The 24748-nt window shown below is 37.1% G+C and carries 7 protein-coding genes; all 7 read left to right on the top strand.

Going from position 1 to position 24748, the window contains the following annotated elements:
- Positions 1–23: 23 nt before the first annotated feature.
- The 7 genes from BLQ19_RS16440 to uvrB all read left to right on the top strand — a co-directional run bounded on the left by BLQ19_RS16440 (position 24) and on the right by uvrB (position 24730).
- A complete protein-coding gene (locus BLQ19_RS16440; protein WP_074539057.1) occupies positions 24–12359 on the top strand; it encodes a T9SS type B sorting domain-containing protein in 12336 nt (4111 codons plus the stop codon).
- Positions 12360–12585: 226 nt separating this feature from the next.
- A complete protein-coding gene (locus BLQ19_RS16435; protein ID WP_074539056.1) occupies positions 12586–14646 on the top strand; it encodes a DUF11 domain-containing protein in 2061 nt (686 codons plus the stop codon).
- A gap of 212 nt (positions 14647–14858) precedes the next feature.
- Complete coding sequence (locus BLQ19_RS16430) at positions 14859–17987, top strand: DUF11 domain-containing protein (protein WP_083332274.1); 3129 nt, start codon at positions 14859–14861, stop codon at positions 17985–17987.
- A 92-nt stretch (positions 17988–18079) separates the two neighbouring features.
- Positions 18080–18982: an ABC transporter ATP-binding protein gene (locus BLQ19_RS16425; RefSeq protein WP_024479665.1), complete on the top strand. Its 903-nt coding sequence runs from the start codon at positions 18080–18082 to the stop codon at positions 18980–18982.
- A gap of 31 nt (positions 18983–19013) precedes the next feature.
- Complete coding sequence (locus tag BLQ19_RS16420) at positions 19014–19850, top strand: ABC transporter permease (RefSeq protein WP_025614285.1); 837 nt, start codon at positions 19014–19016, stop codon at positions 19848–19850.
- Positions 19851–19963: 113 nt separating this feature from the next.
- Positions 19964–22678, top strand: a complete 2715-nt coding sequence (locus BLQ19_RS16415) for a T9SS type B sorting domain-containing protein (RefSeq protein ID WP_074539054.1) — start codon at positions 19964–19966, stop codon at positions 22676–22678.
- 63 nt (positions 22679–22741) lie between these two features.
- Positions 22742–24730 (top strand): excinuclease ABC subunit UvrB, encoded by a 1989-nt coding sequence (uvrB, locus tag BLQ19_RS16410; RefSeq protein ID WP_024479662.1) that lies wholly within the window; start codon positions 22742–22744, stop codon positions 24728–24730.
- Positions 24731–24748: the final 18 nt, after the last annotated feature.

Below are 24748 nucleotides of genomic sequence, written 5' to 3'. Positions count from 1 at the left end.
TTATTTTGAATTCCATTTCGAGCATGAAAAAGCAACTACTCTTCCTACTTTCCTTACTAACATTTAGTTTCGCTAGTTACGCCCAATTAAGCGACCTTCATTACTTACCTCCTTTAAAACAAGGAACTAATAATGTCGCCATTAGAGATCAGGCAATATACCTTTCAACACCAGAAACTACAGCATTTACAGTAAATGCTTATATCGGGACAAATACCACCGCTGTAGCAACTTTCAATATATCAAATTTAGCGCCTGCAACCTATACGTTGGCTGACGGCGATAACAACATTACATTAATGACAAATACCAATACTGGTATTGTTTTAAGCAGTGCTGGACTTCGTTTTGAATCTCCCGGAGGTCAAGAATTTTACGTTAATTATAGGGGAGCTTCTGGATCACAGGCAACATCATTAACAAGTAAAGGGCGTTCAGCGTTAGGAACCTCGTTCAAATGGGGTGGAATGCCAAACTATGCTACAACCTCTGATATTTCAACCTCTTTAGGTATCATGGCAACAGAAGATAATACTGTTATTGATATTTTTGGATATGATCCTGGCTGCGAATTTCGTTTGCAAAATGATGTTGATGGCATAACGAGCAACTCGATACAGGTAACCTTAAATGCAGGTCAAAGTTATGTACTAGAAGCCTACACTACTGAAACTACTGCCAATATTGATGGTTGGTTAGGAGCATCAATTGAAGCCACAAAAAATATTGCCATTAGTAATGGTGGTTTAAATTATGGTGTGGTGGCAAGTTCACCCGGAAGTAGAGATGCCGGAATTGACCAACCGGTACCTGAAAACAAACTTGGTAAAGACTATGTATTTATTAGAGCAAATGGTACGGATGCTACCGAATTTGCTTTAATTATTGCAACTCAAGATAACACTAGCATTTATGTTAATGGTTCGACTACTCCTATTGCAACGATTAATGAAGGTGATTATTATATTATACCTGCTTCATATTATTCAGGTACTTCAGCAGGTAGCAACATGCTTGTTCAAACATCGAAAGATGCTTATGCCTACCAAAACATGGCCGGAGGTACTGGAGTTCAAACCATCGGCTTAAACTTTGTTGCGCCACTAAACTGTTTACTGCCCGATGTTATGGATAATATTTCTAATATTACGGATGCAGCAGGTACCTCATTAAGCGGAGGAATTACCATCATTGCTTCTACCTCAACTCCCGATGCTAATATTATTGTAAATGATAGCAACGGTGCTGTTACACTTCCATCAGCACAAACCGTTGCTGGAACGGCCGATTGGAAAACCTATTTTATACCCAACCTAACTGGAAATGTAACAGTACAATCTACTGGACCTATAGCAGTAGGTTTTTTTGGCGTTAATTCTAACCGTGGTATTGCAGGTTACTTTTCAGGTTTTGATACCGTTCCAGAAGTAGTTCTAGAAATTAATGGAGGTGTTGTTGGGGATTGTTTCTCTGGCTCCACCATTTTTGAAGCTTCAGATGATAATTTTGATGCCTACCAATGGTATTTTGATGGAGAAATTATCGAAGACGCTAACGATTATGAATTTGCAGCCACTGCAGCAGGTGATTACTTTTTAAGAGGTACTAAAGGTCCTTGTACCTATGACTCACAAACCATAACCATTTTTTATTGTGAACCAGAAATTGTAATAAACAAAACTGTAGACCAAGCGGAAATAACTGAAGGAGAAACGGCTACGTTTACTATTAGAGCTGAAAATTTAGGCTTTGAAAACATTACAAATTTACAGGTTACAGACAATATTCCTTCTGGATTAACATTGGTTAGTGCCAGTACTATCACAGGATCTTGGAATGGTTCTGTTTGGAATATTGGAACTTTAGAACCAGGAAAACCAGTATTTTTAGAGCTTGAAGTGGTTGGTGATGAAATAGAAATAGAATCTCTTGTTAATATTAAGAACACAGTATCACATACTCAAGACCAAGTCGATGAAAATATAACGGAAGACATTTTATCTGCTTCGATTATTGTTCATAATGATTTTGACAATGATGGTGTCATTGACGTTATTGATGTTGATGATGATAATGATGGTATTTATGATAGTGATGAATGCGAAGGTGCCTTTTGCTTTGAATCTATTACAAATGAAAGTTTTGAAGACCCTACAGTAAGTAGCTATGCTATATTAGACGAAAATAGTGTTCCAGGATGGTTTACTACGGCAACCGATTCAAAGATAGAAATTTGGAGATCTGGTTTTCTCGGCGTTGATTCTTATGATGGAAATCAACATGCCGAATTAAACGCCACACGTTATGGAGCACTATACCAAAATCTGTGTTTAACACCGGGTACCGTTATGAACTGGTCTCTTAGACATAGAGGTAGAGCTGGAACAGATTCTATGCAACTTAGAATTGGAGCCGACTTAGCAAGTGCTACGGTGCAACAAACCATGACTACTGGCAACACCTCATGGGTACTCTATTCTGGCTCCTACACTGTACCTCTTGGGCAAACCAATACAGTTTTTGTTTTTGAAGCTATAACTACTGCTAGTGGTATCTCAGTGGGTAACTTTATTGATGATGTAGATATCAGTATACTTGTTCCTGAAAGCTGTATAGATTCTGACGGTGACGGATACCCTAATAATATTGACTTAGATAGTGATGATGATGGGTGTACTGATGCAGATGAATTTTACAAAGACAATAATGCCGATGCTGATGATGGTGGAGAATATGGCGCAGGAATACCTGTTGTTGACCCTGATACAGGGGCCGTTATTGCCGCTTCTTATGTTTTGGCTCAAGCTCCAAAAATAATATTAGAAAACACCTCAGAAGATCTTGGAGGTGCTGATATCAATGGACAAGAAATAAGTCTAGGTGACACATTTGATTATGTACTTCGTTTTCAAAACACAGGCGACGATGATACCACAGCTTATACAATTCGAAATGTATTACCTGAAAACGTCACCCTTGATGATGTTGATGTCACAGGCGCAACAGGAACAACCTTCTCTCATGATGCTGTAAGCAATGAAATCACTTTTACAATTCCAGATAATTTGGTTCAAGTAGGTGATCCTGAATACACTATACGTATAACAGTAACTTTATCAAATAACTGTTCTGAATTTGTAAATGCTTGTTCTGAAGTAATAGAAAATCTTGCTTATTCTACCTACCAAGGAATCACAAATACGACTACTTTTAGTGATGAACCAGGGTCTACGATTACACCTGTTTGTAGTGATGCGGCAGCTATAGCTTCAAACAGTATATTAAATGATTTGTCTAATTGTAATACTGCTAGAACAGTACAGTTATGTGGTGATGACGTCATCTTAAGTGCAGGTAATGGTTTTACAACGTACGTTTGGGCTATTGACACCAATGGTAATGGACAAATTGATTCTTCAGAAACAGTAATAAATGATGGTGATCCTGATGGCGATCCGAGTACTTTATTGGTCACTAGTGTTGGAAATTATATCGTTGAAAAATCAGGAGCAACAGGATGTTCAGACTTAGTTGAACTTATTACGGTAGAACTCTTTGGATCTACACAAACCAATCCTGTAATTGAATTTTTCAATGCGGTTAATTCAGATACAAATACAGACAATGATTTACAAGGAGAAATCTTAACTTGTTCCATAGACGGTTCGCAATTACCACAAATTTTCTTATGTGGTGAAAACGATGAAGCTACAATACAACTTGGCATCACCGATGCTGAAAGTATTGTTTGGGAACAATTAGATGAAACTAGTTGTTCTGGCATTGTAGATGATTGTGCTACTACCAATTCTACTTGTACATGGAATACCCTTGCTACAGATGATAATTATACAGTAACAGATAGCGGTAAATATAGAGTAGTAATTAATTACAAGAACGGTTGTTTTAGTCGTTTTTACTTCAATGTTTTCAAAAACACACTTAACATTGACTATATTTCTTCTGATATTCTGTGTAATACTCCTGGGAATATTAGAATCACAAATCCAACTTCTAACTACGGTTTTCAATTGGTAAATGCGTTAACAAATAATATCGTTATACCATTTTCAAGCAATAACGGTCCTAATTTTGACCTTACAACAAGTGGCTCATACATAGTTCAAATAACACAATTGAACCCAACTACAGGAGAACCGATTGAAAATGCTTGTATTTTCGAAACTGAAGAGATTGGGATTATTGATAAGAACTACGAGGTTAACATCACAACCACTCCAGCAGATTGTAGTGGGTTTGGAACAATTGCGATACAAGCCCTAAATGTTTTACCTTATTATCATTATGAACTTCGTTTAGATGATGGTACTAATTCAGGGGCTGGTACATTTTTCCAAGAACACGTAGTAGAAAATGATAACACCTACACTTTTGACAGTGTACCAACAGGAAATTATATTGTAATAACAACTACAGATGATGGTTGTACTGATACGCAAAATGTTTTTGTTGATGAATACGCCGATTTAACATTATCAGCAAGTGTAACAGAAAACATAACTTGTAATGCTGGTTTAATTACATTGACCCCTGCTGGTGGCTATGCAAATCCAAATTACAAAATGGCGATTTGGAGTAAAGATGGAGTTTCAGCGTATACTGATGCTGATGATATTCCTGACTCAGCTATAAAAACAACAACAGATTTCTTATTCTTAGATAGCAGTGCAGCAGGTGAATACGTTTTCATCGTTATTGATGAAAATAAGTGTAGTACTTTATCAAATAGTGTAACTATTATCGATTTAGGTCCAGTAGTGGTGTCAGCAAGTCATTCTCAAATTGTTTGTGCTGATTCTTCAACATCAGAATTAACAGTTACTGCTAGCGGTGGTACTGCTCCATATGAATATAGTATTGATGGAGGGGTAACCTATAAAACCACTAACGTTTTTACTAACAATAGTGCTGGTATTTATACAATTACAGTTAGAGATTCAAGCGGTTCTACAACTTCAAGATGTACTGAAACAATTGAATATGAAATTGATCAACCTTTTAGATTAACTGCCTCGGCAGCTATTTTAGAAGACGTAGCTTGTGATCCATTAGGAGCCTTGGTTAAAATACTCAACCCTAATGGTGGTGAAGCTCCATACACCTACAGTTTTGATGGTGGAACAAATTATACAGCAATTGATGAACAACGATTAATTTCGGGTACTTATAATTTATCTATAAAAGATAATTTGGGATGTACTTACGACATGGAATTAACTGTACCAGACAGCGTAATTGACCCATCACTTAATAGTGATGTAACCTATGACTGTGATGGTAATGGAACTATTACAATTTCTTCTAACAACACTACAGATTTCACATATAGTTATAGCCTAGATGGTACCATAAATACTCCATCTAATTCAAATGAATTTACTAATGTTGCTCCAGGAACTTACCAAGTAACTGTGGGTTACAGCAGTACCATAAGCCCTAGTCAAAGTACATTATTTACAGAAAATTTTGGAACAGGTATTACCACTCAAATTGGTGAGGTTGGAACTGGATACTGTTATGAACCTCAAGATGGAACCGCAACAGACTGTAATTTAGGTCCTGAAGGTATCCTTGTAAATGGTGAATATGCGATTACAAGTGCTGTTACAAACCCGAATACAACTTGGAGATCTCCAAATGACAATACTGGTTTGACTGACGGACGATTTATGGCTATTGGCGTAAGCACATTGGCTGGGAACAATAATATCATTTGGTCGAGAACAGGTCTTGAAGTTCTTGCTAACAAAGAGATAACAGTATCTTTCTATGCTTATAACATACAAATAGCGAGTGCTACTGGTGACAACCCAGAAATTCTGGTACAATTAGTAGATGCTTCAGGTACTGTAATTAGCAGTACTGCCACAACCTCAATTCCTAAAAATAATGATGCAGATGACTGGCATTTAAGAGAAGTTACTTTTAATCCAGGTGCGAACACTGCTGTTGGCATAGTTTTACGTACCAATATTAATAGTGATAACGGAAACTTTTTAGTTCTGGATGATATCACAGCTTCTCAAACTCCTGAGGTTTGTGAAACTACTCAAAACTTATCTGTAATTGTTGAAGACGATCAAGAATTTAACGTGACCATATTAGGTAGTACTAACCCAACGTGCAGCAGTGACTCAGATGGAAATATACGTTTTGAAGTTGAAAATTTTGATTCAACTACAGGTTATGAGTATTCACTAGATGGTGGGACAAACTGGATTGCCGAAAGCACTGCAATTTTCACAACCCCATCTACATTAGCGGCAGGATCTTATTCTATAATGGTTAGAAAAACTGCGGACAATACTTGTATTGCTACTTCGGCATCCTCGGTGACCTTGACAGCTCCAACTGAAATTGTTCCCGATCTACAATTAAAAGATGCGTTTACATGTTTCAACACTGGCGCTACTCTTGAAGCTTCTGCGTCAGCAGGAACTCCTGGATACGAATATCAATTAGAAGACACTGCAGATTCAATAATTAGAGCGTATCAAGCAGAAGTAACTTTTACAAATGTGCCTGCTGGTGACTATGTTCTTAGAGTTAGAGATGCTAATGGTTGTGAAGTTGTTTCAACGTCTACTGTAACTGTTGTTGCACCTGAGGTTGTAGATTTTGACCTTACATCAGTAGCATGCTACGATGGAACAAATAACGCTACAATTACTGTAAGCGTAACTACCGGAAATGGAGATTACACTTTTAGAATTAATAATGGTGCCTGGATTACTCCTACACCAACGTCAGCAACAACACATACATTCACAAATTTAGCGAATGGAACATATACCATTGATGTTGACGATGCGTACAGTTGTGGACCTGTTCAAAAAACAATTACAGTTAACCCTCAATTAAGAGGTGATGCAACATTGCAATCAGATTTAACATGTTCAGCCGATGCTGTAATAAATATGAATATTGTTGGAGGTTCTGGGGTGTATACCTATGAATGGTCAAATAGTAGTACTGGACCATGGAACGCTACTGGTTTTACCGCCAATACTTTTTCAATTAGTACAGCTGGAACTTATTATTTCCAAGCTACAGATAATGCAACTATTCCATGTGTATTTGTAACAAATGCGGTGGTAGTGACAACCCCTGACACACCTATTATAACAAGTGTTACTCCTACTGACTTAACGTGTAATGGAGACAACACCGGGTCATTAGATATTATTATTGATACAACAGTTGGTTTAGCTCCCTACACCATTAACGTACTCAACACAACTACGGGAACTGATTATTTGGAAGAAACAACCAGCTTGACCGCAGGTACTTACACTGTTAGAGTTACTGATAGTAAAAATTGTTTTATTGAACAAACCGTAACAATAAACGAGCCTTTGATTGTTGATCCAAACATTACTAAAACAGATGTTGTTTGTGGTGCACTTGGAACAGATTTAGGATCTATCACGGTTGACGCTTCAGGCGGAAATGCCACCTACATCTACAGATTGAACAATGCTGACTTTAGTGTTTCTGAAACTTATGACACCTCATCAGGAACTAATAATTATACATTCTCTGATTTAGATTTTGGTGATTATAAAGTGACAGTTACAGATATAAATGGATGTGAAATTGTAACAGATATAACAATTACAACAGGACCAGACATACTAATTACAACTTCTGGAACATCTGGTTGTACTATGGGTAGTGGCGAAATGTTAGTTGAAGCGGATAATAGTACTGGAGCTACTTTAGGTACAGGACCGTTTTACTTTGCAATATTCCCTGCTCCCGATTTTGATATAACAGATACTACAAATTGGCATGCCTCAACAACAACTTCTCCTGCCCTGCCGTCCTATAACTTTACTGGGCTTACTCCTGGTGTTAGTTATACTTTTATTGTGCATGATGCTAGCAGTGGATGTGAGTACTATCAAGAAGCTGATGTTCCTGTAGCAACCAGCTCAACCTTGACGTCAACTATAGACGCAGTAACTGCTATTACATGTTTTGGTAGTGCTGATGGTATTGTAGCGTTTACTATAGATAGTTATACAGCAACCACGGTAGATTACGAAATTTACTCTTATGCAACTAATACATCATTAGGAATCACAGGCAATATTACAGGTGCTGCTGGAGGTCCGGAAACAGAAATAGTGATGAGCTTACCGCCTGGTAAATTCTATATTTTATTTACTGAGATTGATGGGACTAATGCTGGATGTGTAAATGCCTCAGAAACTTTTATTGTTGAACAAGCACCAACCTTATTAGAAGTTACTGCAACCGCAACTAAAAATGCAAACTGTAATGAATCTGGCACAATAACAGCTGCTGGTCGTTACGGTGAAGGACCTTATGAATATCAATATTTATCAGATGTTGCTCCAGCGCCAACTGCCACTTCAGCAGGATGGGAAACAAGTACTACAAAATCAGTAAGTGCTGGTGATTATATTGTATACATTAAAGATGCAAGCAATTGTATCCAACAAGATGCAGTAACTATAGGTTTTCATAGTGCTCCAGATATTGATACAGTAGTTGTAGATGACTTTTGTGCTGATGAAGGCGATTATTCAGTAACGGTAACCTTAGTTACACCTGATACCGCTGCTTATTTAATAAGTTTAAATGGTGGTGCTCCACAAACTTCTAATTTTGTAAATGGTGAGTTCGTGGTTACCGGATTAAGTTCATCCGCTTCTATGCAATCAATATCAGTTTTTGATGTAAACGGATGTGGAGATTTTGATACTTTTGAAATCGCAGCGAGGTTCCAAGCTAGTGCTCAAATCACAAAATTATTGGATTGTTCTTTAAGTCCAAATTCTGAAATAACAATCGCTGCCTTTGACGGTTACGGTACCTTCGATTATGAAATTAATGGGCCAGATTCGCAAACAAGAACTGCGCTGCCTTCTCCTACTAATTCAGTAGTTTGGGACAATGCAACAACACCTGGCACCTACACAATTACAATTTATGACAATACAACCCCGGCATGTAGCTCTAAAACGTTTACCTTAGAGATTGTTCCTGCAGTAGAACCAAGTTTCACAGCAACACATGAAGCTGTTACTTGTTCTGGAAATTCTGATGGAATCATAGCTATTACTGAAGTTAATACTGGTATTAGCCCATCAACTTATACTATAAGTCCTGCTGCTGTTACTTTTAACAGTACAACAAATAGTTTTGAAGGCCTGCCAGGTGGCACTTACGAAGTAACCGCAACTGGAACAAACGGTTGTACCACAATTATAAGCAATATTGTAATAGACGAACCTTTATTGATTGCATTTAGCTTAACTGAAAGCCAATTTGGGTGTAGCGCTAATAACACAACAAATAATGCAGAACTTTCTGTAGACCCAACTAGTTTGGCTGGTGGTAGCGGTACTTATGTTCGTTATTTATTTGCTGACGATACAACGGGTAATATTTTACAGAATGGAACAAGTAATACTTATATATACACTAATTTAAATGGTGGTGATATACGTGTAACGGTTTTTGATGATAAAGGATGTTCCTCTAGTCAGGTAATTACCATTGATCCTTTTGATGCTTTAGAAGATGCAACTATAACAGTAGATGAAAATATCGATTGTGTAAATGCAGGTGAAGATATCAGCATTAATGTCACGGGTACTTATTCAACTTATGCAACCAATCCTACAGATTACGAGTTTAGGTTATTGCCTGCAACTACATACCAAGCCTCTAATAACTTTACAGATTTAGGAGTTGGCACCCATACCATAGGTATTAGAAATATTATAACAGGTTGTGAAATTACAAGAACGCATACTGTTGAACAGCCTAACACTTTTGATGTAACCGTAGATGTATTATCTGATGTGGTATGTTTTGGTGATGATGGAAGTATACAATTAACACTAGTTGACGCTACATTTGCTGGTGGATTTACTTGGACAATTTATAATGCTTCAAGTACTGCGATCGACAATGGAACTTCTGCAGACTTAGGTCCAACAACTGCTATTCCTGTTCCTGCTGGTAATTATACAGTTACCATTATACAAGATGCATTCCCTGAATGTAGTCAAACAAGATCATTTACAATTACTACACCTCCTGCGGCTATTACATTAAATGCAGTACAAACCTCTAATGTAGGTTGTTCAAATGGTGAAGGTTCTGCAAACGTTTCTCCGGCTGGTGGAAAAACACTTTATGATATTGTATTAACAAATACAACTACAGGGTCTGTGTATACTGAACTTCAAGTAAATGCTCATCTATTTGATGGCTTAGAAGCTGGAATATATGACGTTCAAGTAACGGACGATTTGGGTTGTGTTCAGACATTTAGTAGTGAGTTTACCTTAGTCGAACCAACGCCTTTAACAGGAACAATTACCAATACCGAATTAGAATGTAGTGGCGATACAGATGCTTCAGTTTCATTTGTCCTAGATCCTAGAAATGTAACACCAAATTACAGCTATAGCCTAAACACATATTCTGATGCCACAGGTAGCACACTACTTCGTAACTCAGTTTCACAAACCAGTCCTGATTTCAATAATCTTGTATCAGGCTTCTATAGCATTACTATTACTGACGATATTAATTGTGAGTTCGAAACGGCTATTGTCGAGATTGTTGAACCAACTGATGTTGATGCACTATTAATTACTGATAGAGCAATTAGTTGTCTTGATGGTGCTGATCTGTTGCTGGTAGCATCAGGCGGTACAGCTCCTTACACGTGGAGTGAAGATGGAATAAACTTCAACCCATTAAATGAAACTAATGGTACGGATACACACTTATTTGAAAATATGCCTGTTGGTATTTATAAGTATTATGTAAAGGATGACTTTAATTGTGTTTCAATAATTTCAAACACACTTACTGTAAATGCCATTGCAGACCTTGTTGTGAATCTTGACACCTCTGCAGCAAAAATTAATTGTTCAGGAGATAGTACAGCTGTTCTAATTGCTGATGCAGAAGGTGGACTTGGAAGTTATCAATACGCTTTATTTTCAGATGCTGCTCTAACAACAGAAATTCGTGCAAACCAATCATCAGGTATTTTTACTGATTTAGCTAGTGGCACCTACTACGTTCGTGTACAAAGTAGAGATTGTGAGATTGTTTCTATTCCGGTTATTATTGATGAACCAACGCCAATCACTGTCGATTATGATATCTCAGAAATAACTTGTAATGGTGAAAATGACGGTAGTATAGTTCTTAATTTAACTGGTGGTTCTGGTGTTTATATGTATTCCATCTCCCCTAACCTCAACAGATTTGAATCAACGAACACTTTTGATGGACTGGCTCCTGGTGATTATACTGTCATCGCACAAGATAGTTTAGGCTGCTTCGAATTAATTGAATTTACACTTGTCGAGCCAGCCGAATTAACAATGACATCAACAGTTCAAGATGAAATTTGTTTAGACAGCAGTGACGGTTCAATTTCTCTTGCGATAGCAGGCGGAATAGCACCTTACTTTACGAGTATTAATGCTACAGATGATGCTGCCTTTGTTCAAGACAGAACTCTTTTTGAGAATTTATCTGCAGGAACATATACAGTTTATGTAAAAGATACTAATGACTGTTTGACAACTGAAATTATAACCGTTGAAGTTGGTGTTAATTTAAATGCTACTGCAGAGGTATTGTATGAATGTACAGGTGACACTCCTAATACTAGTTTGATTCTTACCCTAGAAGACCAAACAGTAGGTAACGATGTATTATATGCTTTAGATTCTACAGATCCTGCGGACTTTGTACTTGAACCAGATTTCACGAACATGACAGCTGGATCTCACTATGTAGCCATAGCTCATGCGAATGGATGTATTAGAACTTTTAACTTTGAAGTTGAAGGTTATGAACCACTAGTTTTGGTAGCTGAACAAAGAGGCATCAATGAAATTACAGCAATCGCCAAAGGTGGAAAAGAAGAATATACATACTATTTTGATGGTATTGATAATGGTAATGACAACACTTTCTATATTAGACGTACAGATACTTATGAAGTTCGTGTGGTCGATGAAAATGGATGTGAGTCTGTAACAAGTATATATATTGAATTTATTGATATAGAAATACCTAATTTCTTTACACCAGATGGAGATGGTACTAATGATTTATGGATCCCAGATAATATAACCCAATTCCCAGATATCTATATTACTATATATGACCGTTATGGTAGAGAAGTGTATAGATTAATTGACAACCCTTCTGGATGGGATGGCTTATATAAAAATACTGATTTACCTACAGGTGATTACTGGTATATCATTAAATTAAACGGAGCTGATGACGACAGAGAGTTTGTAGGTCACTTCACCTTATACCGATAATAACCCAAACATTTAATTCAAAAATCCGAATAGGTAGCTAAAAGCTATTTATTCGGATTTTTTCTTTTTCTTGATAATGTTACGTTCAAACACCAAAGTGCGTTAAAACTTACCACAGTTCTTCTGTCTTTGACAACAAAGACTTGTACTTAGTCGCTAAGATTTATTAATTTGCAGTTATTCGAATGGATTTTTAGGTTTTTCCTAAAAAACACATAATAAAACGATGAAGTATTTATATCTATTTTGTTCTTTTTTTGTTCTTAGTACTTCTATTGTACAAGCACAGTTAAGTGATTTACATTATTTACCACCTCTAAAACAAGGAAGTAACAATCAAGCAATACAACAACAGGCATTTTATCTATCAACGCCAGAAACAACGGCCTTCAATGTAAATGCATATTTAGGCACTAGTGCTACTCCTATTACTACATTTTCTTTATCAAAGGCTAGTCCGGCAGTGTACAATCCTGGAAATAGCGATAACAATATTTCTCTAGTCAGTAATGCCAATACAGGAATTGTTTTAAGTAACAGTGGGTTAAGATTTGAAGCTCCGAATGGTGAAGAGTTTTATGTGAATTACAGAGGAATCTCTGGTTCACAAGCTGCTTCCTTAACCTCTAAGGGTAGAGCTGCTATGGGAACCCGTTTTAAATGGGGTGGAGTTCCTAATCTAGGTACTCACGTTTCTAAATCGAATACCGTGGGTATCATGGCTACCGAAAATAATACCGTAATTACCTTGTCAGGATATGATCCTGATTGTGTTTTTAGGTTAGGAAACAACGCTTCGGGGATAACCGCAGATTCTTATCAAATTACATTGAATGCTAATCAATCATTTGTTTTCGAGGCATATATGGGCAATACGTTTTCTATAGCACAAAGCCAAGGCTGGATTGGTGCTTCTATCGTAGCCGATAAAAATATTGTTATAAGCAACGGATCCTTAAATTATGGAAGACAAGAAAATTCTAGCAATCGGGATGCAGGAATAGACCAACCCGTTCCTGAAAATAAATTAGGAAAAGAGTATGTTTTTGTAAGAGGTAATGGTGGAACCAATGGTGCCACAGAATTCCCTATTATAATTGCTACCCAAAATAATACAGAAATTTATGTAAATGGAAGTACCACGGCACTTGCGACACTGAATAATGGTGACTATTTTGAAATACCTAGTACTTACTATTCGTCTAACAGTATCGGAGCCAATATGTTTGTCTCTACTTCCAAAGATGCTTATGCATATCAATGTTTAGCAGGTTCTAGTGCTGTATATACGCAAGGATTAAATTTTGTTGCCCCCGTTAATTGCCTTTTGCCAGATGTTATGGATAATATTCCTGACATTACCAATGTGGCAGGCACCACGCTTTCTGGAGGGGTAACTATCATTGCCTCTACCTCTACTCCTGATGCCAATATTATAGTAACAGACGGTTCTGGTACCGTAGCGCTTCCCGCTCCTTCAAATGTGGCAGGAACTACCTTATGGAAAACATATTATGTACCCGGATTAACAGGGGATGTAAGTGTAGAATCTACCGGTCCAATTGCGGTTGGTTTTATAGGATTTAATGGTGCTAGAGGGATTGCCGGATATTTTTCTGGGTTTGATACGGTTCCTGTAGTAGATTTACAAGTAACCGGCGGCGGCTGTTTACCTACGGCTGAAGTAGAAGTTGTAGATCCTAATTTTGATGATTATCAATGGTATGAAAATGGCTCTTTAATTGCTGGAGCCAATAGTGCAACATATACTCCAAGCAGTGCCGGAGATTATTATGTACGTGTAACAAAAGGTGGTTGTACTTATGATTCTCAACCTTTAACCGCTTATTACTGTGACCCTGATATCGTTCTTAATAAAGATGCCGATCAAAATTTAGTGTATGACGGTGATACCGTAACTTTTACCATTACTGTTGAAACCTTAGGAATAGATGCTGTTACCAATTTAGTGTTGACCGATGTATTACCTTCAGGCCTAGAATTAATTTCTTCCTCCGTATCAAAAGGATCATTCACCTACCCTAATTGGAATGTAGGCAGTATGGACTCTGGAGATTTAGAAACCTTAACCCTTGTAACCAAAGCTGGACTAGAGAATGTTTATGTATCAACAGTAGACTATACGAATACTGTTTCCAATACTCAAGATCAAACCGATTCGAATACAACCACAGATGATCCTTCTGCGACAGTAACTGTTAACAAAACTGTCCCTACAACCGTTATTACCAATAGAAAAATCACCTATCGCGTCAATAGAAATTAAGTTTAAAAGAGCATACTTCATTTTTAATGAAGCCCGTCCTCACCCAACCATTTTGAAGGTTCAATTTATTTAGCTCAAAAAAAATGTTTCATATTTGAGGCTATGCAACAGGAATTGATTCTTTCACAACAAAGAATTAAATAGGTTGATCAATTACCTTTAATTTGTGCAGATAATAGCAGGGTATACCTACGGCAGCACCCAACACACTGATGAAACATCTTTGCATACTAATTTTTATCTGTATAGGGTGCTCCAAATTTGGATATGCACAATTAAGTGACTTGCACTACTTACCTCCTTTGAAACAAGGAAGTAACAATTCTGCTGTCAAAGATCAAGTCATTTATTTATCGACCCCTGAAACAACTGCCTTTACCGTAAATGCTTACATAGGCACTGCTACTACTCCCGCTGCAAGCTTTTCTATTTCAAATATTAATCCTGGCGTATATACCTTACCTGATGGTGATAATGATATTACCATGGTGAAAAATGACAATACTGGAGTTGTAATTAGCAATAGCGGACTCCGGTTTGAAACGCTTGGAGGTCAAAAATTCTATGTAAACTATAGAGGTACCTCATCAGCACAAGCCACATCGCTTACTTCAAAAGGTAGGCAGGCATTAGGTACAAAATTTAAATGGGGTGGTGCTCCTAATTACGCTACTACAAGTGAAATAACTACGTCTTTAGGGATTATGGCCACAGAAGATAATACGGTCGTAGACATTACAGGATATGATCCTAATTGCGAATTTAGATTACAAAATAATCGTGGTGGTATTACCAGCAATACCCTACAAATAACACTAAATAAAAATCAATCCTTTGTCCTAGAAGCCTATACCAATCAAACCTCAGCAAATATTGATGGCTGGTTGGGCGCCTCTATAGCCTCCACAAAAAATATTGCCATTAGTAATGGCGGGCTAAACTATGGTGTAGTAGCATCTTCTAGCGGTAGCCGTGACGCAGGTATAGATCAGCCAGTTCCTGAAAATAAATTAGGTAAGGAATATGTTTTTATTCGAGGAAATGGCCGTGATGATACCGAGTTTCCTATACTAATTGGAACACAAAATAATACGGAAATCTTCGTAAATGGAGCCACTACTCCCATAGCAACTATCAACAATGGGGATTATTTTATCGTCCCCGGCACTAATTATTCGAGTAGTACTCCTGGCGCCAATATGTTGGTAACTACTTCAAAAGATGCCTATGCGTATCAAAACTTAGCAGGTAGTTCTGGCGTACAAACTATAGGATTAAACTTTGTTGCTCCCGTAAACTGTTTGTTGCCAGATAATATGGATAACATTCCGGACATTACCAATGCGGCAGGAACTACCTTGACAGGAGGGATTACGATAATTGCTTCAACCACTACCCCAAATAATAATATCACCGTAACAGACGGATCAGGTACAGTAACACTGCCTGCTCCACTAGCCGTTGCAGGATCTAGTGATTGGAAAACCTTTTACTTGGCCAATTTAACAGGAAATGTAAAAGTGCAATCTTCTGGACCCATAGCCGTTGGTTTTTTTGGTGTAAATGCCAATCGAGGAATTGCAGGATATTTCTCTGGCTTTGATACGGTCCCAGAGGTAGGGTTAGTCGTTACGGGTGGAGGATGTTTACCCGGTTCTGACATTCAAATAACCTCCGGAACTTATGATTCATACCAATGGTATGGAGATGGTACGCTTATTCCTGGAGCCATATTTTCTTCCTATACTCCTACGACAGCTGGTGACTATTATGTAAAGGTTAGAAAAGGAACATGTACCTATGATTCACAACCTTTATCTGCCTATTACTGCGATCCAGATATCGTAATAAAAAAAACTGCAGACAAGTCTGAAGTACTTGAAGGAGAATCTGTCACCTTTAAAATAACTATAGAAAGCTTTGGTAAAGACCCTGTAACAAATATTGTAGTTACCGATGTTATGCCTCCTGGATTTACCTTAGTTTCTGCAAACCCCACAGTGGGCAGTTGGGCAAATCCTAATTGGAATTTAGGCACCTTAAATGCTGGAAGTCTAGAGTCTATTACTATTGTTGCTACGGCCAACGAATTACCAAGCAACGTAGAATCAGAAACGGTTACCAATACGGCAACCCATACCCAAAATCAAACCGACAGAAATTATACCGCTGATAGCCCCACAGCTACAGTTACCGTGCATAATGACACTGATTTGGATGGCATTATTGATAGCGATGATCTTGATGATGATAATGATGGAATTTTAGATACTGTAGAATGTGCTTCGGCAGGAGGAACTAATGTTGTTTTTAACGGAGATTTTTCTTCTTGGTATTATAACGGGTGGACTCCTGACGGAAGTAATTGGCAAGAACCGAATCCTGGCCTATTTGCATTTTATGAAGAATACAACACCGGAACAAAACCGCTATATCAAAATTTAACCGTAGTATCGGGTACAGCATATATACTTTCTTTTGAAGTAGGCACGGTATCAACCTATCTAAATTCGTCTACGTTACGGGTGTATTTAGGAGGTGTACTAGTGTACTCAAAATTATCCGATCAAATGAGTATTGAAAATGGTGGTGACACTGCGCATACTGGCGGAGGTAATTTATCAAATACCGCTATACTTTCTATTCCCTTTACAGCCACTTCTAATTCTGCCCAATTACGGTTCGAAGGGGTTTCTACAGCGCAGCCGCATGACGAATTCTTTTTAGACAATATAAGCCTAATTCCTAGTAATGCCTGTGCCGATTCTGATGGTGACGGCATTTTTGATAGAGTAGATTTAGATAGTGATGGTGATGGATGTTCAGATGCCAATGAAGCCTATAACAATGCAAATGCCGATGGGGGCGATGGGGGGCAATATGGTTCTGGAACTCCCGCTGTAAATTCTAATGGTACTGTAATTGCTGCGGCTTACACCCTTCCTGCCGATACAAATACAAACGGAATCTATGAATTTCAGGAGGCTGGCGCAGCACCTAATATTAATGCTCAGCCCATTAATCAAACCGTTTTTGTTGGCGCTAATGCTACCTTCAACACTACCGCAACAAATGTCAGTACTTATCAGTGGCAAGTGAGCACAGATTCGGGGAGTACATTCTCCAATATATCAAACGGAACGGACTATTTTGGTGCACAAACAAGTAGCCTTAGCGTCTTAAATACAGACCTCACTAAGAATGGATTTTTGTATCGCGTTATACTAACGAACGCCAATTATATTTGTGACGAAACGACAAGCACAAATGCGTTACTGTCTGTAAAAGTTAAAACTGTAATTACGAACCGAAGGATCACCTATCGCGTCAATAAAAATTAGCTTATCTCTCTTTTTAATTTGTTTATTTAAAAATTGCTGTAACAATTAGTCTTCTAATTCGTCAAACATACACAACCTTAAATAAATCAATTTTGAACACCATCCTTACTGTCTCCAATCTTACAAAAAAATTTGGGCCCCTTGTCGCCGTCAATAATTTATCGTTTACCATAGAAAAAGGAAACGTATATGGCATTTTAGGTCCCAATGGTAGCGGTAAGTCTACCACACTAGGAATCGTGCTTAACGTGGTGAATAGAACAGCAGGAGAATTTAGCTGGTTTAATGGAGCAACAACAACGCATGATGCTTTAAAAAAGGTTGGTGCAATTATAGAGCGACCAAATTTTTACCCTTACATGACGGCACTCCAAAACTTAAAATTGGTCTGCAAGATTAAAGAAGTCCCGACTGCTAAAATTGCAGAAAAACTTGAATTAGTCGGACTCCTAGACCGTAAAGACAGCAAGTTTAAAACTTATTCTTTAGGAATGAAGCAACGTTTAGCCATAGCTTCTGCCCTACTTAATGATCCTGAAATACTAATTTTAGATGAACCTACCAACGGCTTAGATCCGCAAGGAATACATCAGATTAGAGAAATTATAAAAAAAATAGCCTCACAAGGAACTACTATTTTATTAGCATCGCACCTTCTTGATGAGGTCGAGAAAGTGTGTAGTCATGTGGTCATCCTCCAAAAAGGAGTGAAATTATATGCTGGAAGTGTTGATCAAATGCTAGCTAGTTTCGGTTTTTTTGAACTCAGAACATCGCAAGAACAAAATCTTATAACGTATTTAGAAAAGGATGTAAGATTCAGTAGTATAAAAAATGAAGATGGTTTAATTACAGCTTACCCCAAAGAAGACCTATCTGCTGAAGAGTTAAACAAAACGCTATACGAAAAAGGCATTATCCTTTCTCACTTATCCAAACGTAAAGAAAGTCTCGAAGAGCAGTTCTTAACACTGACGAAAAATGCGAAAAACTAATTATTCCAAATCAACAAAAACTTTTTAAAAAATGATACGTTTATTACAAATAGAATTTATAAAACTTTGGAATAATAGAGCTAGTAAATTTTTAATTTTCGCCTATTTCACGCTAATATTATGTATGGCACTAATTGCTATGATTCGCATAGATAGACCTCCAATAGTTTTTAATATTGCCGATCAAGGTATTTTTAATTTCCCCTACATCTGGCATTTAAATACGTGGATAGCATCTTGGTTAAAATTATTTTTTGCTATTGTAATTGTTTCTATGACGGCAAATGAATACAGTAACAAAACAATTAAGCAAAATTTAATTGATGGCTTGTCTAAAAAAGAATTTCTTATGAGCAAATTCTTAATGGTAATTAGCTTTTCTATCTTATCTACAATTTTCGTATTTCTTGTCTCTCTTATATTAGGGTTGCTCTATTCTGATTTTAATGAAATTAGCATCATTTTCTCGGACTTAAGCTATTTTTTAGGCTACTTTGTAAAGCTCGTTGGCTTTTTTAGTCTGTGCTTATTTCTTGGTTTATTGGTAAAAAGATCAGCATTCGCACTTGGATTTTTAATTCTATGGTGGGGAATTTTTGAAAACCTTATTATACGATTTTCTGCATGGTGGCTCTTTGGGAAAGAAGGATCAGAAAAAGTAATGCATTTTATGCCTTTAGAAGCAATGTCTAACTTAATCGTTGAGCCAATTACAAAATTTAAAGCGGTAAAATCAATAAGCACACAATTAGGGGCTAATTTATCCATAGATTATGCCGTGCATTGGTATAATATCTTAATTGTCTTAGGCTGGACCACAATTTTCATCTATTTATCTTACGCATTGTTAAAGAAAAGAGATTTGTAGTATCTTGTAGCGTCTGAGAAACGCACTGAAAATGAATTATGAAGTAACTAACACTACCAATGGCAGTATTAGTTACTTTATCTATTTCATCTGAATGATAAAAATAATAGCAGATGAAAAAACAATACCTTATTCTTTTTTTATGCATCTTTAGCTTTTTGCAAGTCGCTGCACAAAGAGAAACTTCGAACTGGTACTTCGGTTATGGTGCTGGTATACAGTTTAATGATAATGGCTCTGTAACAGCATTAACAGATGGTAAATTAAATACTCTTGAAGGCTGTACGTCTATATCGGATGCTAGCGGAAATTTGTTAGCCTACACGGATGGCATTACAGTGTATAATAAGAATCATCAGATAGTTCAAAATGGCAACGGCTTATGGGGAGACCCTTCCAGCACACAGTCGGCCATTATTGTACCCAAACCAGAAGACCCAAACATCTATTATATTTTTACTGTGGATACTTCTGTGGTAGAAGGTGATCCAGATTTTGGACTCAATTATTCGGTATTAGATATTTCACAAAATGGTGGTAATGGGGCCATCACAGAGAAAAACAAAAAACTTCTTAATGATAGTTCCGAAAAAATTGCAGGTGTCATTAAAGACTGCTTTGAACAATCTATTTGGGTAATTACTTTGGCTTCTGAAGCCGGTGCCGTTGGCTTTTTTAACACCTATCATTGTTATGAAGTAAGTGCTGCAGGAATAAATACCAATGCGGTAAAAAATACTTTCCCTGACCTACTAATTAGTGACCCAAGAGGCTATTTAAAACTATCCTCTGATGGTACCAAAATGGTAAGTGCAAATGCTTATGACGGATTGTTTGTTTATGACTTTGACCAAGAAACGGGGATTCTTAGCAATCAACTACAATTAACCATCCCTTCTTCCAATACCATTCCTTATGGTGTAGAATTCTCTGCGGAAGGACACTATTTGTATGTACATACGTTTAATGATGAAGAAATAAGCAATGCTTCATTAATTCAGTACGATCTTTTTGCTTCAAACATTTCAACTTCAGCTGTAGTCATGGATGAAAGAGCGGCATATAGAGGTGCCTTACAAATGGCAGAAAATGGAAAAATATACCGCACAACTCCAAAAAATTATTTTGAAGGAACCGCCTATTTAAGTGTAATTAACAACCCTAGCGTTAAAGGATTGGCGGCCAACTATGTACACAATGCTGTTTCTTTAAATGGAAAAACAGCAATGCAGGGACTACCTCCATTCATTCAATCTTTTTTCAATAAGATTGATTTGATTAAAAACTCGGACGGGAGCACCAGCACCACCTTAACCATTTGCGAAAAAGAATCGTTTATTCTTGAAGTTGATGAATATTCAGGAGCGAGGTATGAATGGGAAAAAGATGGTATACCTTTAATAAACCCAAACAACTATTATTTAGAAGTATCAAGTGCGTCATTAGAAGATGCTGGGAAATACAAATTAAAAATAACATTAGCAGACCCTAAAGAATGCCCTATTATCGGAGAATCTACTATTGTTATTAACCCCGTTCCTATAATAGAAAATTTACAAATTGTTCAATGTGATATTGATGAAGATAGCACCACAGACGGTATCACATCGCTTAATTTAGAACAAGCCTACCTTTTAAAAAACTATCCTGAACATTACGGTTTTTTGTTTTTCGAAAGTACTACCGCAATCACCAACAACCAACCTATATTAAACCCTATTGGGTATCGAAATACTACGCCATTTAATCAAATAATTTATTATACGGCTACCAATGAATTTGGATGTTCTTCTGAAGGTACCCTTGAGATTACGGTACAAGCTACAACCATAAACACGAATAACGAGAGTCCGTTTTACACATGCCAAAGCAATTTAGACACTACAGAAATAGTAGGCGTTTTTGATCTGGAACAAATTAGACAGAATAGTTACCCCGCTATTAATGCTACGTTCTACACAAGCCTAGTAGATGCTTCTTTAGAGCAAAATGAAATTTCTGGAGACTATACTACGCCATCCATTAATTTATATGTGCGTCTTGAAAAAGACAATGAATGCCAAGGTGTAGAAAGCATAGCACTTATTGTAAATGCAGCGCCCTCGTTTACCTTTCCCGAAGAACATTATGTCTGTACAGACGGAGAATACCTAGACTTAATGGCTCCAAGCGGTTATGATTCCTACGAATGGAGAAATACAACGAACAATTCTGAAGCCGTTATTGGTGAGTCTCCTACAATAACCATCTCTGAACCTGGAAATTATAAGTTAACACTCGGTTATGACTATAGTACGCTACGAGAAACTCTAATTTGTACAAATAGTGTTGATTTTACAGTCTACCCCTCTAACAGAGCACAAATTGAAAATATTATTATAAAGGATATTTCAGATAACAATACTATAGAAATCCTAGTTAGCGGTGACGGGGACTACGAATATTCTTTAGACGGAATTGACTACCAATCCAGTTCAAATTTTTCAAATTTGGAACCTGGCTTTGCTACTGTTTACGTGCAAGATAAAATAGGTTGCGGTATTACGGAAGATGAAATAGCTATTATTGGTTACCCAAAATTTTTCTCTCCTAATGGCGATGGCACTAATGATTATTGGCAATTGTTAGGGGTTAATGAAATCTATCAGGCCGATAGTGAGATCTCGATTTTTGATCGATTTGGAACTTTAATAACCCGTATCATGCCAGAAAGCAAAGGTTGGGATGGCACTACCAATGGTGTAACTGTTCCCGCGTCTGACTATTGGTTTAAAGTAAATCTTGAAGACGGTAGAGTTTTCACGGGACACTTTACCCTAAAAAGATAAATAGCGTTAAAAATAAGCGCAACTGCGTTTATTTATTACCCCTTCCTTTCGTAATTTTATAGGATGAAATTTAAGGTCGTATCAGAATTTAAACCCACAGGAGATCAACCCAATGCCATCAAAGAATTGGTTGAAGGTTTAGATACTGGAGAAAAATACCAAACTCTACTAGGAGTAACAGGATCTGGAAAAACATTTACGGTAGCTAATGTAATTGAAGAGGTGCAAAAACCTACGTTAGTTTTAGCACACAATAAAACATTAGCTGCTCAATTGTATTCAGAATTTAAGCAGTTTTTCCCAGATAATGCGGTGGAATATTTTGTATCCTACTATGATTACTACCAACCAGAAGCCTACATCCCTACTTCTGGTCTTTATATTGAAAAGGATTTATCTATCAATGAAGACATAGAGAAACTTCGATTGAGTACCACGTCTTCCCTATTATCAGGAAGGCGAGATGTTATTGTTGTAGCATCAGTTTCTTGTTTATATGGTATTGGAAACCCTGTAGAATTTCAAAAAAATGTTATTTCTGTTCATAAAGATCAGGTAATTTCGAGAACAAAATTCCTTCATCAATTAGTACAAAGTTTATATTCTAGAACTACGGCAGATTTTAGGAATGGAAATTTCAGGGTGAAAGGAGATGTTGTAGATGTTTTCCCGAGTTATGCAGATCATGCATTTCGTATTCACTTTTTTGGCGATGAAATTGAAGAGATTGAAGCATTTGATCCTTTGAAAAACACAAAGCTAGATAATTATGAAAACCTGAATATCTACCCCGCAAACATGTTTGTAACCTCTCCTGATATTTTACAAAATGCAATTCATCAAATTCAGGATGATTTGGTAAAACAGATTGATTTTTTCAAAGAAGTTGGTAAGCCTTTAGAAGCTAAAAGACTAGAAGAACGTACCAACTTTGATTTAGAAATGATTCGTGAATTAGGATACTGTTCTGGTATTGAAAACTACTCGCGTTATTTAGATGGTAGAGAACCCGGAACTAGGCCCTTCTGTCTATTGGATTATTTTCCTGATGATTATTTAATGGTCGTCGATGAAAGTCACGTTACCATTTCTCAAGTACATGCCATGTATGGCGGTGACCGTTCCCGAAAAGAAAATCTTGTAGAATATGGATTTAGACTGCCTGCTGCAATGGATAATAGGCCACTTAAATTTGAGGAATTTGAAGCTTTGCAAAATCAAGTAATTTATGTGAGTGCTACTCCTGCTGATTATGAATTACAACTAAGTGATGGTGTTTTTGTAGAACAAATCATTAGACCTACGGGGCTCTTAGATCCTATTATAGAGGTGAGACCTAGCTTAAATCAAATTGATGATCTGGTAGAGGAAATTCAACAACGGAATGAAAAAGATGAACGTACACTGGTAACTACCCTTACCAAACGTATGGCAGAGGAATTAGCGAAATATCTAGATCGTATTAATGTTCGCTGTCGGTATATTCATAGTGATGTGGATACTCTGGAGCGTGTAGAAATCATGCAAAATTTAAGAAAAGGTATTTTTGATGTCTTGATTGGGGTAAACCTACTACGTGAAGGACTAGATTTACCTGAGGTGTCTCTTGTCGCCATCCTAGATGCCGATAAAGAAGGATTCTTGCGTAGTAATCGCTCCTTAACACAAACCGTGGGTAGAGCCGCTAGAAACCTTAATGGAAAAGCTATTATGTATGCTGATAAAATTACGGCTAGCATGAAACAAACTATTGATGACACCAATTACCGAAGAGAAAAACAAATTGCTTACAATACCAAGCATAATATGGTACCAAAAGCGCTAAATAAAAGTCTGGATAGTGTGTTAGCTAAGAATTCTGTATCTACCTATCATTTTGAGAAAGAAGTAGCTAGAGCGGCAGAACCGGATATGGACTACTTGACAAAAGAACAAATTGAAAAAATGATCCGTGAAAAACGAAAAGATATGGAAAAAGCTGCTAAGGAGTTGGACTTTATGCAAGCTGCCAAATTACGTGATGAAATAAAAATGCTTCAAAAGCAAGAATAAAAAAAGCGCCTCGGTAGT

The organism is Cellulophaga baltica, from assembly GCF_900102165.1.
Lineage (GTDB): Bacteria > Bacteroidota > Bacteroidia > Flavobacteriales > Flavobacteriaceae > Cellulophaga > Cellulophaga baltica.
This window is presented reverse-complemented; position numbering and strand designations above follow the sequence as displayed.